Here is a 14,840-nt window from a genome sequence, read left to right on the forward strand (position 1 = left end):
AGTATGTCTAAAAATCTAAGTAATGGATTCCTGCCTACGCAGGAATGACAAGTTCTGAAAAATTAAAAAAATCTTGAATTAAGCAAAGCGAAACAAGTCTAAAAAATCTACTCCTTAAACGGCGAATGCTCTTTAAATGACTTTATCTTAATGTTTTTGATAAAAGGTTGTATCAAACTGTTTAGGAAACGGCGTTTGTGACGAATGTAGCAGGTTAAATCTTGTGGTTTAGCGCCGAGTGTGCTTTTAATTTCGGAAGCGGTTCTTCCTAAGTTGATGCGTTTTGCTTCATACAAAATTCCCAAACGGACATAATCGTTTAAGATGCGTGGATAAATGGCGTAGGTTTTGTTCAATGCGTAATTCAATCCGATAAAATGTGCGTCTAGATTTTCACCATTTTTCATTGCAGATAAAAAACCGACAAGTGTATCCTCTAAAAAATATCCTTTTACAATAAACTGCTCTCCGAATGTTTTTTTGAGTAAAATATAGGTGTCCAAATCCAGCACTTGCGCATTAAAATTGGCGTTTGCAATGGTGTTTTCATACAAGGCTTGCAATTCACTTTTGTACGCGTCTACTTCTTGAAAGCTAAAATCTTTTACCGTGAGCGATTTACTTTTGCTATCGGCTTTGTTGGCTTTGACTCTGTATTTTGATTTGAGCGCGTCTTTATAATCGTCAAACGAAGTCCATTCGGGTTGTAGCGAAATAATCATATTCGGTTCAACTTTCATAGCGGCAAATCCGTAGTTTTTAAGTTGATTGGTAAGTTGTAGTGAACTTTCTTTAAAATCTTTCACAAAAACACCGTGCAATCGTTTTGTGTTTTTCATCAAACCTTGCAAGGCTGACACTAATTCGTGAAACAACCCGTTGACATCTTCCTCTTTTTTAATAAACGTTCCGTATTCGCCACTTAAAAATACATTTCCACAAAACATAATTCTCAGCGAACTGTTGCAAAACAACCGATTGATAATGGTTTTAATACCAGTATACATTTTGATATTTTTTGTGATTGTTTTTATAGAAATGGTGACTACTTGCGTTGCAGCAAAGGCAACAGCTTCATTTTTAGCGTTTAAAATGACAACATACCGAAATACAATATCCTCATTGGCAAGTTCATAAGCGCGTAAAAACTCAGGTGTGTAATAAGTATTGTTGCCACAGCCCAATTGTTCCCAATACGCTACAGGAATGTCTTTGATATTGTCATAAAAAACGGGCGATGCGAAACTCATCTGCGTGCTTTATTTGTATTTAGGGTAACCAGATAAACGCCAGCAAAAATTAAAATAGCAGCGACAATTTTAATCATATCGAGCGAATCACTGCCTACAATAACGGCAAAAATTCCCGCAATTACAGGTTGTAAGTACAAAAATGTAGTAACGGTGGATGCTTTCAATTCTCTCAACGCCAAGGGATTTAGTAAATACGTCGCAAACGTAGCGCCTACAATTACAAATCCGGCTTCAAAAAATATGTACGGAGAAAACGTTGACCAATCTACTGCTTTTAATTGTTCAACACCGAAAGGCAATACTAAGAAAGTTCCAAATAAAAACAACCATTTAATAAAAGTCATTGGATGGTATTTGTAGGTCAGTTTTTTGATGATAATGATGTAAATACTATACGAAATTGCGTTGATAAACACTAATAAGTTTCCTAGTGGAATATTGGTAGAATCTGCCGTAGCTTTTCCATACATGCTTAAAATCACTGCGCCTGAAAGTCCTAATACAATACCAATGATTTTGGTGGGAATGATTTTTTCTTTGAGAAAAACCGCAGATAAAATCAGTACAATAATCGGGACAACAACCATAATCACGGAAGCGTGAATCGGAGTCGTATATTCAAAACCTTTGAAAAAACACAGCATGTTGATGGCAATTCCGAAAATGGCGCCTAAAAAGAACGTTTTATAATCTTTGCGGTCTATCTTCTCTTTTGGACCTAAAAAGCTAAACAACCAAAATAGCAATCCAGCACCAGCCACACGCAGTAAAATAAATCCGAACGGTTGTATATAACCGCCTTTAATCACATCAGACGCAAACGTAAATGTTACGCCATAAAACACCTGAACCGCAAAAGCGGCGATAAAGGCAAAAGATCGTTTCGATAACATTAAGCAAGAGCTTCTTTTGCTGCAGCAACTGTTTTAGCAGCATTACCGATAAAAATTTGATCGTCCACCAAAATTACTGGTCGCTTCAAAAACGTGTAGTGTTCTAAAATGTACTTTTTAAAATCGTCTTCGGTCAAGTTTTGATTCTTTAACTCTTTTTCTTTGTACAAGCGTGCACGTTTGCTAAACAAGGCTTCGTAACTTCCTGCAAGTGCTTTCATTGCTTCCAATTGCTGCGCTGTAATCGCTGATGATTTAATGTCTTGCAACACCACATCTTCCGACGGTTGCAATTCTTTTAAAATGCGTTGACAGGTATTGCACGTGCTTAGATGATAAATTTTTTTCACGAGATTCAGATTTAAAAGAGTTTAATAACTTTTGCAAAGAAAATTCATTTTGGGTAAAAAGTGTAATTTTAAAGTAACTTATGTTAGCATTTAAAATATATACTCTCAATTTTAGTCATGATTCAACGTTTTAAAAACCTAGTTATTTGACCGAGTAATCTTTAACGATTTTTTTGAAAGTATCTGAATTTTAAAACGACGTATTACACTTTGAAAAACACCGAATAGCTGTATATTTACCAGCATTAAAATTTAGGAGAAAAACTTTATGGAAAGCAACACATTGCTCACGTTTATAAAAAATGTTTTACGAAACAAACCTTCCAATTGGACGCGATTAACCACGCATCGACTTGATATTTATACCGAAAAACTGGCAAAAGTTGAATTTTTAGAACAGTTTGAAAATTTATACTTAGCCAACGATTTTTCAGCACACACACTCAACGAATTGCCAACAGCCTACGATTATATTCGACTTGGGCATCCGTTGTCATGTGTGTTGGAATGGACGATTGCAAAATTGAATGGTTTGAAACCTGAACATGTCATCAGTTTTCAATCGGATACGGTTCCTGTAATGGCGATTTTACGAAAAAATCTGTTGTCAAATACAAAAACACGCATTGTCTACACAGACGAATTGCCAACTGTTTTTGATGCGGAAACCATCAAACGTGTGTATGGATATGAGTTTGAATTGCAACATGTGAATTCTCTAGAAGAAGTTTCTGCATTTGACGGAAGCACCGTTTTGGTGACTCAAAAAGATAAAATTGAATCAGTTGAGTTTGCCAAAAATATTGACTTTATCGTAAACATACATTCTAACTTAGGAAGTGTGTTGATTGCCAATAACGAGCAAGATGAAAGTTATGTTTCTGAAATTCAGCATGTGCGTAGGCGTGAAACGGTTTCTATGACACCGGCAAATTGTTTGATAGCTTTGGAAGAAATTGTTGGAGAATCTTCTGGAGAAAAATCATATCATGTGACTGCTGATAAAAAGTTGGTTGCAGAAACGATTCAACAAATTAATGATGTCAACACAAAAGCCTTAGTAGGCTCTAGCGGATTGTCGATTCAATATGCCATTATGATGGGATTGATTGATGATGCACTTGAAAATCATCCTGAAAAAGCTATTAAATTTATCGTGCCAACGAACTGTTACGGCGGCACAAACGACCAAGCGCGACGCGTAGCAGCTTGTTTGGAAAACGTTGAAATTGTTGATTTATTAGTAGATGGCGACAACGATATGGTGAAAAGTCTGAATACTGTTTTAGATCATATTGCCAGTGAAGATGCGATTCCGTATATCATTGCAGAAATTCCGACAAATCCACGCGTAGAAGTTCCCGATTTGCAAGCGTTGAAAGAAACATTACACAAAAAACGCACGACAGCTTCTGGCGAAACAGCTATTGAGCCTGTATTTATTTTAGATCAAACCTTTTGTCCAAATGTTCACTTTTTAGGTGAAGGAAAAACATTGTCAACCGTTCGCGCGATTTCCTATTCGAGCGGTTCCAAATTTCCAAGTGGCGGTTTGTGTACGGCGGGATACTGTATTGGAAATGAAAAAGCGGCAAGTTTGTTAGAAAAGATAGAAAAACACTTAACACTTTGCGATAACGAAGCTACGCCATTACAATATGAAATTTTAGCACAACAAATGCCTTCCATGATTCAACGAATTGCGGATGCATATACCAATACGCGCGCGTTTGTTAATTTTATTGAAGAAGTATTGCCTGCCGCAAAAATCAATTTTGTTTCTGAGGAATTAGCGGCAGAAGGATTTACACCTTCGGTATTTTCGTTAGATCTTCCCACAAAAGGAGCAACAGAAGAAGAACGCGAAACGTACAAGCGAAAACTCAATCACAAACTCATCCATAAGATGATTACCGAAATTCCTGATGAGAGCAAATATTGTGTGAGTTATGGTCAGTTACAAGGTTGCTATTGGACGATTCCAGCAACTTCCACACAAGGAACGACCAAAGAAGGCGACAAAGATTATATTGCGCGTGTAGCCTTATCTCCAAACATGGATTTGGAATTGCACAAACAAGTGTTTGCTGATTTTGTAAAAGAAGAAATATAAAAAAGTGTTAGTGCGAGTTTGAAACCCGCACTATTTAGAAAAGTACGATTTTAAGCATTTTAGGGTACAATTCGTGTATTTACTTTGTATTCAGCTCTATTTAAAGCACAATTTTATGCATATTTTAGAGTTAATTAAAAAAAATGAATACGAAACTGCATACGATTTGAAAAAATTAAAGCAATTTTCAGAACCGAAAATCTACACAGGAAAAGGCGACCTTTCTAAACGTTGGTACGTGTATTTCTCGTACCGAAATCCTGCAACGGGAAAATTAGAAAGGCAGCCCCCAATTTACGGAGAAGCCAACAAACTGAAAAACAAAACCGATAGGCTATCGTACTTATCCACCATCCGTAAAGTTCTACACCGAATGCTCAAAGAAGGCTACAGTCCTTTTGAGGATGCAAGGGAAACCGATAAACGATTGGCAGAAGAATCTAAAGCAGCGTCTACAAAAAAGCAATCCAATAAGCGCGTTCAAAGTCAACATCAAAGCTATACAGTAAAACAAGCGATGGAATTCGCTCTTGCTCAAAAGCAGCCTAGCTGGTCAAAAAGAACTGCTTCTACCTTTACAGGGCATTACAATAAGTTTATGCAGTGGCTTGAAGGCAACAAATTATCATCGCTTGATATCAGCGAACTTAAAAAACGTGATGTGAGTCTGTTTTTAAACACGCTTAAAAAATCACAAACCAAAAAGGAAAAACTTGCAAATGCTCCTATTGAGGTAGTTTCTCCAAAAACAAAAAATAACTACAAAGCGACCTTATCTATTTTATTTTCTCAATTGGAAGATGATGAGATTATTCCGTACAATTTTGTGGAAAAGATAAAGAACGTCAAAACCAAGCCTAAAAAGAACAAACCTTTTTCCAAAGAACAAATCATTGCCATCAGAGAATACCTTGATAAGAACGACCCGTACTTGCGTGTATTTATGCAGTTTATGTCCTATGCTTTTTTGCGTAATATTGAGGTGTGCAGACTTCAAGTAAAAGACATTGACTTAAAAGCTAAACGTCTTTATGTACGCTCTAAAACATCGCCACTGGCTGTTGTACCCATCATTGGAGAATTAGAGAATATCATTCGCCGTATGAACCTAGAGAGGTATGCACCTACTGATTATCTAATTACGCGAAAAAATGAACCTTTTGCATGGGATATTGACGAGAACACCAAAACCAAGCATTTTGCAGCACGATTTAGAAAGGTGAAAAAAGCGTTGGGATTAGGTGCAGATTACACCTTGTATTCTACACGACACACCGCAGCGACCAATTTATACAACCATCTATTATCAGAAGGAAACTCTGAAGAAGAAGCACTGATGAAACTCATGCAAATTACCCGTCACAAATCAAAGGCAGGATTAAAGAATTACTTGCGTGAGATTGGTGCAACACTTCCAAAAGATTATGGCGATATGTACACCATCGAGTTTTAAATTAAAAGAACTGTAAGATAAATAAGGGGGTTTTTGTTGTAAGTTCTCAAGGAAAAATCCCCTTTAACATTTTTTTAATTGTGATTAACAATAAACTAAGGCGTAACCTAGTTAATTGCAGTGAGAAAAGACAAAGCTTTATCGTAACTTTGTGAGTACCATTAGTACAAATAGATTCCCCGCTATTACTAAAATTGTATAACATTAAAACCGAGAGATTGTTAAAATGAAGCATGAAAAAGAGCAGGACTATTATCAGCACCCACCTTTTATAGACAGATTACTAGAAGCATTTATTGAAAAGCTAGAAAAAGAAAAAAGAGAAGCCGAAAAAGACCAAGAAATACAAGAACTACTTTCAAAGCTGGATACTACCAAAAGTATTTCTCCCAAAGAAATCATACGTATAATTAAAGAAGAGTTGAAAGATTAAAAAAAGTGTGTTTCCATTTACTTGATTAAGTCACTGGAAATAGCACTGACATCTACATTTTGTATCAATTCTTTTAAGTCGGTAGTTTCTTTTTCACTGCCCTGTTGTGCCTTAATCATCACCTTTAGTACTTCGATTAAAACTAACTTTCGAAACGATTCTCGCTGTTTTAAAGCTTCCCAATTCTGCTGAACCTCTTCTTCCAATCTATCCAAAAATACATCGGTATCATCTTCTTTGGTAACTTCAATATCTTCTTTGACAAACTCAATCAGCGCGATTTTATTTTTCTCTTGTGGCTGTGTTTTTTGTTCCAACATTCTATTGATGGTCGAGATGGTCAGTGCAGACTTTTTACTGATGTGATATGCTGTGTAGCCTTTACGCAGTACATACTCTAACGCTTGGGTATAGGTCATTTTTCAGGGATTTTTAGTAAAAAAATGTTAAAACAAACAATATTTTGAACATAAAATGGTTATATTTGAAGAAATATTTTCATTTTTATGTTCAAAATATGTATTGCACTGTATTCACGACATCATTTTTCGCCATAAATACAACACAAATATAGCAATATAAATGAGATATCACTCTTTTTTTAGGATTTATCCTACGTAAATAGAGGTTATTTAACATTTGAACTTTAGAACTGTTTATTCAATTGCATAAAAAAAATGACCGCTGTAACTGTATATCATGTGATTCAAGCACTTCCCAAAGAGGAACTGCCCAAGCTGTACAAGTTACTTGGTATTTCCCCAGCAATCAAAACACACAAACAAAAGACAGTAAAAAAAAGCAAACCAATTACAGATACGGCTGCTGAAGAGTTTTTAAGAGCCAATGTATTTGGAACGAAAAAAGGAAGTGTTAGTTAGTAATAAAAACAGAAGTGGGCTTAAAACATGGTTTAAAACTGTTTGGGGATTCGGTTTACTTGTTTTGGCTCACTTCTAATTAAAACTTAAAAAAGATAATGGCAACCACACGACGAAAAAAAATCAGATTGAGCATTACAGATGCAATCAGAGATTACAAAGGATTTGGAAAACTAGCCAACGGTATGACACGAAAAGGATTTATCCAATTGTATAGCGGTCAAATCGTAAGTAATAAGGAGTTAACACAAGCCACTGAAGGATGATGATTATTTCATCAATTCTTAAACCAAAGGTGTTTTTAAAATGCCTTTGGTTTTTCTAATACCCTATCTAGTATGTACCTGCATCAAATCGAAATACCCAATGCATCCGCCATTTTGTATATGAACCATTACGATTCTTATGGATTTTCAATGCAAGAACTATTATTCTTTCATTCCTTCCTATTTATTCCTGCATTCTTTGATATTCTCATTAATAGATACCAAGACCATCTTGAATTCCTTATAAATGTTTCAAAAACCGATGATGAAACCATCAAACTCATGCGCATGAATTCTTTTTATGCCCTCATCCTATCTATCAAAGATATCGAACATGACACCATTGAAAATTCGTATCAGTTTGGAACACACTATGATTATCTAACTGTAAAATGTAAACTAAATGCGATTAATAAATAAGTACAGACCATCCCATATCAGATGTCCTTACTTTTTAAGTGAAGACAAGGTAGAAACGATGCAACGCTATCGTATCTATGTCAATGAGTTTAATGCAAAGCTTGCAAAACGTAATAAAGAAGTGAAGCAATACAACAAACGCGTAGCTGCTTTTATTGCTGAACATGGATTGGAAGCACAAGCCTTGACATTTACATCCAAGTTTAAAAAGCAAAAAACAGGCGGAATTACAAACAGCAAGCTTTCTACTTCTGAATATAACAAGCTTGTGGGAAATCTTAATACCGATTCCATGTTATTACTCTACAAAGAAACCTACTTACCCATAAGACAACAGCATGAAGGCACTTTTGAAGTGATTCTATGGCTTTATAGTCAGCAGCTTAGAAAGCTTAGAAAACAACTCCAACTCTTATCCAGTGATGCAAGGGTTGCCTTTCCAAAAGTACATACCAACTCTTATGAAATCGCTAATTTTACAAAAGATGGCGTACCAAGAGTGCTGTATTGTCGAAATACGATTCGCAATCACATCAAGCGATTGTACAAGGCAGGAATTTTTGAGCAGTACGAGTCTTGTGGGAGAGATAAGCCTGTGAATTACTTTATCAATGAAGCGATTTTTGTCTTTCGCGACAAGGGAAATGCCGATACTGAAAATCAACAAGTTAGCCAATCTAAACCACAAGAATTATGGCTACTTAGTGTAGATACAAGAACTCTTACTAAAGAAAAGAGAAAAAAAGTAGGGAATGTTGATAACCATTCCCGAAAAGCGGAAGTTCATTCTTTTGCCGATGGCAAAAACAGGAACTCTTACAAGAACTCCACTAAGGATGATGACTTAAAAATTTCCAATCACAACGCAGGCAAACTAGGGGCGCGCGAAAATTTCCCAAAAAATGAGTTGTCAGAGTATTTGCGGGGGAAAATTTACTACCGCCCAGAGTTATTACAAGCACTCACCGAACATCACTATGACACCTACAGCTACGCTTCTGAGCAGATGCACAGGCGATTAGAAACCGAATCCACCGATGGCGTGTTATCCAAAGAGGAGTTTCGAGAACTGCTTCTGCAACTCTTTGTAAAAATAGCAGCGCCGATATGGAAAGACAAAGAGGTGTATTACGGTAGCTGGCACAATGCGCTCGTACAAATCGATGATGAATATTTGCGGAATCCCAACGGGAGCATTCCGCGAAAGGAAACCTTGTTGTACATGTTTGGACTGCTCATCTACAGAATCAACCGCGCTAAACGCTTTTTTAGGCGTAAAAAAGAGTATCAAATCCATTTCCCTTGTATCTACTTCGATAGCACACGAAAGCGAGCTAGTGAGGGCGGATTTGCCTATACAGTGGAATGGCTTAAACAATATCAAAAGTATCAAGATATGCGGGTGACAAGACGCCAACAAAATACAACCAAAGCTGGAGCAAGACGTAGAACCATGACCGCAGTGGAAAAAGTACGCATGAAAATCAAAAAGTACATCAAGGGTGAATTCACGCTGCCACAAGTGTATCATTATATCGAACACAACAGAGGAATCCCGAACTATTTTGTATCGGAAGTACCGAGAATCCTAAATACATTAACACATAAAGAATTTGAGTTGTATGAGTGCTAATAAATTATGTAAATGCACACGCAAAACACGAAACGCCTGCGGGAACTGTTCTAGGCTACGGATGGTGTTTTTAATGGACTTCGAACTAGGAAACATACAAAACCCTGTCTACTATTCTTTTCAAGCTGAGGATCGGAAATACAAAGATGAAAGGGTATTGGCTAGACAAATGCTTTCGCGTCTTTCAAAGCTACATCGAGGACGGTATCATAAAATTGAAGTATTTGATAACCAAGCATCAGGAAAACCAAAATTATTTGAATTCAAGAAAAACGAAACGCTATGATTAAAAAAGAGCAAATTAAAACGATGGGCAAAATTGAACTTCGTAGGTTGTTGTATGGAATTTCTCGAAGGGATGTTAGAGAAATAACGAATGAAACGATTTCCAAATGCCGTAACATATCCATTGAAGATGCCAAAAAGAAGAAATTGGTATTAGCACATGAAGCTTTAAAAGTTGCTGATTATTTTGGGTTTGAAGTAGTCAAATAATATCTTTTCTTGTTATGTGAAAATAAGCTTTACTATAGACTTTTCGTAAGTAAAAAAATTTAAAAGTGGCTTTTGATTATCCATGTAATAAAATATTTTTATTTTCACAAAATATTTTAGACGCTTTATACAAAATATCAAATATAGAACTCATAAAAAATGATAAAATCATTCAGTCAATCAAAACAAGAATTTGATTCAAAATTTGAAAAAAAAATAGAATTTGATTGCTTCCTCTCAGAGCATTTGACTTTTGGAAAAAAAGTAATAATAAAAAATAAAGCTGGAGAAAAAAACGAGGAATATTATAAATGGCAATTCTTTTATGGGATAGTTTTTTCTGGAATGTTTAATAAAGATTTTATAGGGGCTGAATTAAATCTTCCAAAAGGAAATAAAAGTTCGGCTGCATTAAAACTTGATGGAGCAATTTTTGATGATGAAAACTGGTTTGAATATTATCAAAAGTACCACAAAGAAAAAGACGTATATGCTCTTGACTGGCTTCGAGAACATTTACTGGTTACAATAGAGTTTAAGAAAGAAGATAATAAGGATGTAGAAACCGTTTGGAACAAACAATTAAAGGCTTACTTAAAAGAAAGCGAAAGAGAATTTAGTATTGGTATTTTATATGACACTGAAAGACTTTATCTATTTAGAAAACATCAAGGAAAAACTGTAAGATTTAGTGATGAATTTAATTTAAAAGGAGAAAAAAGCAAGACTAAAGAGTTAAGCTTACATTTACCTGACCCATATTTAAACTTACCAAACTTTGACCAACTTATTGAATGGACTAACCCAAAGCATTTAAACCGATCAAAAAGAGGAATCACAGATTTAGATATTATTTCAGGTGTTCAGTCAACACAAATTAATGATGCTATGTCTTCTATCCTTCGTACTATGGATAAACAAGGTATGGTTAATCAAAAAGGATTTGAAATTTTAATTCAAATCCTTTCGTTAAAAATATTTGACGAGAAAGAAAATGAGAAAAATCCTAAAAGGCATTTAGACTTTTATATTACTACAGAAGAAAAAACATACGACAGTTTAGCGGATTCAGATTTACAAACTTTTATAAAAAGGATTATAGATTTAAGAGAGGAAGCTTCTGGTACATACTATAGAATTTTAAAAGAAAATCCTTTAAACATAAAAAATGAAAATCATATAAAAGTATTAATTGAGGTTATTTATCAATTTCAAGACTATTCCTTTGTAAGGTCACATAAAACGGACTTGTATCAACTTGTTTTTTACAAATTTGCTACACCTTTTGCTAAAGATTCAAACGCACAATTTGTAACACCACTTCCTTTAATTGACTTCTTAGTAAATATTGTAAACCCAAGAAATGGTGAAACCGTAATTGACCCAACAGTAGGTATTGCAGACTTCCTTTCCGTTTCTTATGTAAATTCAAACAGTAAATTAGACGATAACAATATTTTTGGTTTAGACATAGATGAGCAAATGGTAATGCTCGCTACGTTAAATATGTTATTAAATGGTGATGGTAATGCTAAAATAAAAGCAAAACCAGGTTATGGTTCTTTATTAACTAAATTTGATAACAAAGGAGATTTAATTGAGCTAATTCCATCAATGAATAAAAAAGGAGATTGGGACAATAGACCTGATGACAAGAAATTAAAAAAATTTGATGTTGTTTTAACGAACCCACCGTTTGGAGATGATAGAGCTTATGAACCAAAAGACCAAAAAGATAGAGATGTTATTGAGTGCTATGAACTTTGGGAAGCCTATGGAGGTAAAAAAATTGATTTAGGTGTAGTATTTCTTGAAAATGCTTATCAAATCCTTAAAGAAAATGGGAGAATGGGTATTGTGCTATCAAATTCAATTGCTTCAATTGATTCTCACAAAAGAACTAGAGAATGGTTAATGAGTAAAATGAGAATTGTTGCAATTTTTGACTTACCTTCCAATGTATTTGCCGAAACCGGAGTAAATACTTCAATTATTGTTGCCTACAAACCAAATCCTAAAGAATTAAAAAAACTACAGGATAGAAATTATGAAGTTTTCTTTAAAAACATTCAAAAAGTAGGCTATGAAGTGAAAACTAAAAAGAGAGTTAAGTACTTTGAACCAACATATAAAATTGACTACAAAACTTTTGAAACTGTAATTGACGATGAAGGACGTGTACTTTTAGATGAAGATTTTTCAGAAACTGTAGTTGATTTTAAAAAATGGTGTAATTCACAAGAAAAAGCTGTACAAGATTTATTTACAAAAATCAAGTAAAATGAACATCAAATTTGACGATATTATTTCGAATGATTATATCCTTTCTAACGATTCATTTAAGTGGATTGAATTTAACAAAAAAATAGATGTACTTAAATCAAAATATTCAAATCTTTTAGATAGATTCACTTCATTTGATGGTTTTGCATTTCCTTCACGTGAATATGTTACAAGACATAAAGATTTACAAAACAAGACAAAGCTAATACAGATTAGTAATGTTAATGATAATGCGTGGCTAATAATTGAAGGACAAAAATTTGAATATTTACCTAATTCTTATATCCAGAATAAAAAAAAATACTTATTAGATGAGGAGTATATATTAATTTCATTAACAGGTGGCTCTAATTTAGAAATGGATATTTCATCATATTTTGACAATTCGTTCAATGCTTTTTTAAACCAACGTATAAGTGCATTTAAAGCTATCAATAAAAAAGAAAAGGACTTATATTTTTATTTCTATGGATTCACTAAATCTTTATTTTTTAAAGAGCAATGGCTCGGCAGAGGAGGTATTCAAAAAAATACTGGTACAAAAGAGAGAAAAAATACTTTTATTCCAGAACTATCAGATTCAAAGTTAATTAAATACATTTCTTTTTTAACTCAATCCATAATCAACAAAGAAAAATTAATTCGAAACAGACATGATTCCATTCTAAAATTAATTCATAACGAACTAATAATCAATCAAAAGTCAAATACTTTTAATTTCAAATATCCAACATATAACGAAATTAACAGTATTGAAAGAATGGATACCAATTTATATCGTGAGGATTTCAAAAAAATTGATTTTTCAATTAAAAATTACAAAAATGGTTTTCAATCAATTTTTGATTTGGGATTCTCTTTATCAAGAGGTCAGAATTTGCAAGTTTCTAATATTGGAAAAAGTATCTACTCAAATAAACACTTTGAAGACTTTTATACACTTATGCTCCCAAAACATTTATCAAAATATGGCACAGTTGATGCAAAAGAGTTTATTGGTAATGCTAAAGAATTGAAAACACTTAAACAAGGTGATTTGATATTTGGGGCAGAAGGGTTTGAAAAGGGGCGTTCAATTGTAATTGTAGAAGAAAAAGAAAGAACTATTACAAATATTCATGGTATTACAATACAACAAGAAGAAAATGATTTGACTAAAGCAATTTTCGTAAAGTGCTTTTTAGATTATTTAAGAGATAATAAAATTATTGACCTATTTGCTGTAGGAGGTAATGGAGGTAGTTTGGCTCAAAAATATTGGCATTATATACCTTTTCCAAAATTTGATGTTAACAAACAAAAAGAACTTGCTAAGCTCTATTTTAATCCAAACGCTATAAACAATACTCAAAAAGCAACTTTAGATAACTATTTAGATTTAGACAATGCTTTTAATGAAGAAGCTGGAATTTATGAATTAGACAAATCAGTTAAAGCAATCAAAGAAAAATTAAACAAAGTAATAGACCAAATAGTAAATGATAATGATATAGAAATAGACTTTAATTATCTTTAAAAGTTCGTTTAATATTTAATTTTAAAAAAGAAGATTACTAAATATATCATTATCAAACCCAATCCGTCCCTACCCGACACAATCCGTCCACACCCATATTAATTCTTGACAATTTAGCTGCAACAAAACGCAACAGTTTGCAACAAAACGCAACAAGTTGCAACAAGCAGCAACAATGTCAAGAAATCACATCAATACTTCATTAAAACGCGAAGTAGCTTCGGGAGAAGCTTTCGACAACTACTACGCGCCATCGAATTGCAGTCGTGATTTTCTAGGCAAAGGCACAACGGCTCATGGCATGAAAACCATTGCTAGTTGGGCTACAAAACACAAGAGTGAATCGGCTGGTATTGCAAAGGCAGTTTTTTCAGGTTTTTCGCTGTCAGAAACATGTAGCCGCATTCACTCTTTTTTATACCATCACTTTCAATACGAATTAGACAAAGAACTGCAACGCCTTAAAGCACCCAATTGTATGTGGGCAACCCGCTTTGAGGGCAATGACTGTAAAAGCTTTTCGCTGAATGCATCTACAATTCTACTCAATCTAGGCATCAAGCATTACCTAAGACGCATCAAACAGGCGGACTACTATCCAAAACTATACACGCATGTATATGTCATTGTACCCAAAAACCAAAAAAGTGGCAGCTTAAAAAACGGCTATCATGTCATTGATGGCACTATCAATTCCCTATCTGAATTACCATACTTACAAAAACACGATATCTATATGGAAGAAGCAAACTTACTCTATGTCGGACTCTCCGCGCCATCGTGCGGTTGTGGTGGTCACACTGAATCCTATCAGCCGCAATCTGTCGGACTTGCAGCAGCCTATACAGGAC

Annotated in this window: 15 protein-coding genes; 11 read left to right on the top strand and 4 right to left on the bottom strand. The window is 34.3% G+C overall.

Annotated elements, in window-relative coordinates; genetic code table 11:
• Positions 1 to 107: 107 nt before the first annotated feature.
• Genes C8N46_RS14335 through C8N46_RS14345 form a run of 3 tightly spaced genes read right to left on the bottom strand, consistent with a single transcriptional unit; the run spans position 108 to position 2,496 of the window.
• Entirely contained in the window at positions 108 to 1,250 is a 1,143-nt protein-coding gene (locus tag C8N46_RS14335; RefSeq protein ID WP_108115590.1) for a hypothetical protein, read from the bottom strand.
• Positions 1,247 to 2,146: a DMT family transporter gene (locus tag C8N46_RS14340; protein WP_108115591.1), complete on the bottom strand. Its 900-nt coding sequence runs from the start codon at positions 2,144 to 2,146 to the stop codon at positions 1,247 to 1,249. Before C8N46_RS14340 ends, C8N46_RS14335 begins: the two co-directional genes overlap by 4 nt.
• Positions 2,146 to 2,496: an arsenate reductase family protein gene (locus C8N46_RS14345; protein ID WP_108115592.1), complete on the bottom strand. Its 351-nt coding sequence runs from the start codon at positions 2,494 to 2,496 to the stop codon at positions 2,146 to 2,148. Before C8N46_RS14345 ends, C8N46_RS14340 begins: the two co-directional genes overlap by 1 nt.
• Before the next feature lie 268 nt (positions 2,497 to 2,764).
• Here C8N46_RS14345 and C8N46_RS14350 point away from each other — a divergent pair, with 268 nt between their 5' ends.
• The 3 genes from C8N46_RS14350 (at position 2,765) to C8N46_RS14360 (ending at position 6,495) form a co-directional block, all read left to right on the top strand.
• Positions 2,765 to 4,609 carry a PLP-dependent aminotransferase family protein gene (locus C8N46_RS14350; RefSeq protein WP_108115593.1) on the top strand — a complete coding sequence of 615 codons (1,845 nt, stop codon included), beginning with the start codon at positions 2,765 to 2,767 and terminating at the stop codon, positions 4,607 to 4,609.
• 115 nt (positions 4,610 to 4,724) lie between these two features.
• Positions 4,725 to 6,062 (top strand): tyrosine-type recombinase/integrase, encoded by a 1,338-nt coding sequence (locus C8N46_RS14355; protein WP_108115594.1) that lies wholly within the window; start codon positions 4,725 to 4,727, stop codon positions 6,060 to 6,062.
• A 226-nt stretch (positions 6,063 to 6,288) separates the two neighbouring features.
• Positions 6,289 to 6,495: a hypothetical protein gene (locus tag C8N46_RS14360; RefSeq protein ID WP_108115595.1), complete on the top strand. Its 207-nt coding sequence runs from the start codon at positions 6,289 to 6,291 to the stop codon at positions 6,493 to 6,495.
• A 17-nt stretch (positions 6,496 to 6,512) separates the two neighbouring features.
• Here the strand turns inward: C8N46_RS14360 and C8N46_RS14365 are convergent, their stop codons facing one another.
• On the bottom strand, positions 6,513 to 6,914 hold the full coding sequence (locus tag C8N46_RS14365) for a hypothetical protein (RefSeq protein ID WP_108115596.1): 402 nt from the start codon (positions 6,912 to 6,914) through the stop codon (positions 6,513 to 6,515).
• A 258-nt stretch (positions 6,915 to 7,172) separates the two neighbouring features.
• On the opposite strand from C8N46_RS14365, the gene C8N46_RS14370 reads away from it, so the two are divergent.
• The 8 genes from C8N46_RS14370 to C8N46_RS14405 form a co-directional block, all read left to right on the top strand.
• Positions 7,173 to 7,376, top strand: coding sequence for a hypothetical protein (locus tag C8N46_RS14370; protein ID WP_108115597.1), 204 nt, complete (start codon positions 7,173 to 7,175; stop codon positions 7,374 to 7,376).
• Between the two features lie 98 nt (positions 7,377 to 7,474).
• Positions 7,475 to 7,642 carry a hypothetical protein gene (locus C8N46_RS20535; RefSeq protein WP_158269156.1) on the top strand — a complete coding sequence of 56 codons (168 nt, stop codon included), beginning with the start codon at positions 7,475 to 7,477 and terminating at the stop codon, positions 7,640 to 7,642.
• A gap of 72 nt (positions 7,643 to 7,714) precedes the next feature.
• On the top strand, positions 7,715 to 8,062 hold the full coding sequence (locus C8N46_RS14375; protein ID WP_108115598.1) for a hypothetical protein: 348 nt from the start codon (positions 7,715 to 7,717) through the stop codon (positions 8,060 to 8,062).
• Positions 8,046 to 9,695, top strand: a complete 1,650-nt coding sequence (locus C8N46_RS14380; RefSeq protein WP_146169829.1) for a hypothetical protein — start codon at positions 8,046 to 8,048, stop codon at positions 9,693 to 9,695. The genes C8N46_RS14375 and C8N46_RS14380 overlap by 17 nt, the downstream gene beginning before the upstream one ends.
• A gap of 282 nt (positions 9,696 to 9,977) precedes the next feature.
• On the top strand, positions 9,978 to 10,190 hold the full coding sequence (locus tag C8N46_RS14390; protein WP_108115601.1) for a hypothetical protein: 213 nt from the start codon (positions 9,978 to 9,980) through the stop codon (positions 10,188 to 10,190).
• A 159-nt stretch (positions 10,191 to 10,349) separates the two neighbouring features.
• On the top strand, positions 10,350 to 12,470 hold the full coding sequence (locus tag C8N46_RS14395) for an HsdM family class I SAM-dependent methyltransferase (protein WP_108115602.1): 2,121 nt from the start codon (positions 10,350 to 10,352) through the stop codon (positions 12,468 to 12,470).
• 1 nt (position 12,471) lies between these two features.
• On the top strand, positions 12,472 to 13,989 hold the full coding sequence (locus C8N46_RS14400) for a restriction endonuclease subunit S domain-containing protein (protein ID WP_146169830.1): 1,518 nt from the start codon (positions 12,472 to 12,474) through the stop codon (positions 13,987 to 13,989).
• A gap of 175 nt (positions 13,990 to 14,164) precedes the next feature.
• A partial coding sequence (locus C8N46_RS14405) for a hypothetical protein (protein ID WP_158269157.1) occupies positions 14,165 to 14,840 on the top strand: 676 nt, incomplete at its 3' end.

Origin of the sequence: Kordia periserrulae, assembly GCF_003054265.1 — a bacterium.
GTDB classification, from domain to species: domain Bacteria; phylum Bacteroidota; class Bacteroidia; order Flavobacteriales; family Flavobacteriaceae; genus Kordia; species Kordia periserrulae.

Excerpts from the sequence above, each read along its gene's own strand:
- C8N46_RS14335 (WP_108115590.1), bottom strand. The coding sequence starts at position 1,250 with ATGAGTTTCGCATCGCCCGTTTTTTATGACAATATCAAAGACATTCCT.
- C8N46_RS14340 (WP_108115591.1), bottom strand. The coding sequence starts at position 2,146 with ATGTTATCGAAACGATCTTTTGCCTTTATCGCCGCTTTTGCGGTTCAG.
- C8N46_RS14350 (WP_108115593.1), top strand. The coding sequence starts at position 2,765 with ATGGAAAGCAACACATTGCTCACGTTTATAAAAAATGTTTTACGAAAC.
- C8N46_RS14355 (WP_108115594.1), top strand. The coding sequence starts at position 4,725 with ATGCATATTTTAGAGTTAATTAAAAAAAATGAATACGAAACTGCATAC.
- C8N46_RS14360 (WP_108115595.1), top strand. The coding sequence starts at position 6,289 with ATGAAGCATGAAAAAGAGCAGGACTATTATCAGCACCCACCTTTTATA.
- C8N46_RS14365 (WP_108115596.1), bottom strand. The coding sequence starts at position 6,914 with ATGACCTATACCCAAGCGTTAGAGTATGTACTGCGTAAAGGCTACACA.
- C8N46_RS14370 (WP_108115597.1), top strand. The coding sequence starts at position 7,173 with ATGACCGCTGTAACTGTATATCATGTGATTCAAGCACTTCCCAAAGAG.
- C8N46_RS20535 (WP_158269156.1), top strand. The coding sequence starts at position 7,475 with ATGGCAACCACACGACGAAAAAAAATCAGATTGAGCATTACAGATGCA.
- C8N46_RS14375 (WP_108115598.1), top strand. The coding sequence starts at position 7,715 with ATGTACCTGCATCAAATCGAAATACCCAATGCATCCGCCATTTTGTAT.
- C8N46_RS14380 (WP_146169829.1), top strand. The coding sequence starts at position 8,046 with ATGCGATTAATAAATAAGTACAGACCATCCCATATCAGATGTCCTTAC.
- C8N46_RS14390 (WP_108115601.1), top strand. The coding sequence starts at position 9,978 with ATGATTAAAAAAGAGCAAATTAAAACGATGGGCAAAATTGAACTTCGT.
- C8N46_RS14395 (WP_108115602.1), top strand. The coding sequence starts at position 10,350 with ATGATAAAATCATTCAGTCAATCAAAACAAGAATTTGATTCAAAATTT.
- C8N46_RS14400 (WP_146169830.1), top strand. The coding sequence starts at position 12,472 with ATGAACATCAAATTTGACGATATTATTTCGAATGATTATATCCTTTCT.